The 1086-nt window shown below is 70.4% G+C and carries 2 protein-coding genes; both read right to left on the bottom strand.

Annotated features, from left to right (window positions below; genetic code table 11):
* Positions 1-724 (bottom strand): GvpL/GvpF family gas vesicle protein (locus tag EU811_RS23200; RefSeq protein WP_142940587.1); only part of this gene is annotated, 724 nt, incomplete at its 3' end.
* Positions 721-1086: gas vesicle structural protein GvpA (locus tag EU811_RS23195; protein WP_142940586.1), on the bottom strand; the 366-nt coding region annotated here is incomplete at its 5' end. The genes EU811_RS23195 and EU811_RS23200, both read right to left, overlap by 4 nt.

Raw genomic sequence — 1086 nt, 5'->3', positions numbered from 1 at the left:
ACGGCCCGGGTTCGACGAAGCTGTAGGGCGGCAGCGGCCCGTGGAGCCGCACTTCGAGATGCGGCTGCGCCTTGCGGACCTCTTCGACGGCGGCGATGAAGTCCTCGGCCGACGCGCGCTCCACGAGGAACGACAGGTTGGCCAGCCACCCGGTGGACTCCGGTCCGACGCTCATCGCGGCGGCGACCGGTTCCAGGGCGCGCTGAAGTTCGGCGGCGTCCTCCACCTCACGGTGCTGCACGGCGGCGACCACCACCTCGCCGAGCCGCAGCTTGTCGTCGTAACTGCCGCCGCCCGCCTGCCGGTTGGCCTCGGTGAGCGACCGGACCTCCGGGTTCTCGGACATCACCCGGTGCAGTACGGCCTCTTCGTCGTGGGTGGCCTTGACGTTGTACTCGACCTTGCCCGACAGCGCCTCCAGGCGCTCCTTGAAGTGGTCGGCGCGCTCGGCGAGCACGCTGGCCACGGCCTCGTCGTCCGGTGAGACGCTGCCGAACCGCATGGGCAGCACCGAGGCGGCCGCGCCGGTCTCGGCCAGCACGTTCTGGTGGGCGAGCAGGTCCCTGCGCTTGGGCCGCAGCCCCTCGGGCGCGTCGCTGACGACCGCGGCGAGGTCGCCCTCCTTGATGATGCGCACCTGCCGGGCCGGCTCGCCGACGCCTTCCATGCCGTCGGGGAGCGAAGGATGCGATCCGGTCGTGATGCCGTAGACGTACGTACTCACTCCTGCTCCTCCTTCCGGCGTGCCGCGGTGGACTTGCGGGCGCGCGGCCTGGACTCGGCCTGGCCGTCCTCGCGGGCCTCCTTGAAGGCACCGGAGATCGTCTCGGCGGCGCCGGACAGCGCCCCCTTCGACTTGCCTCGCGCGCCGGACTCGGTGATCTCGCCGACCAGGTCGGGGAGTCCGGGGCTGCTCTTGGATCCGGCCTCCAGGTCGAGCCGGTTGCACGCCTCCGCGAAGCGCAGATACGTGTCGACGCTGGCGATGACGACACGCACGTCGATCTTCAGGATCTCGATACCGATGACGGAGACCCGGATGAAGGCGTCGATGACGATCCCTCGGTCCAGGACGAGTTCCAGGAC

The organism is Arthrobacter sp. TS-15, from assembly GCF_006964045.1.
GTDB lineage: Bacteria > Actinomycetota > Actinomycetes > Actinomycetales > Micrococcaceae > Arthrobacter.
This window is presented reverse-complemented; position numbering and strand designations above follow the sequence as displayed.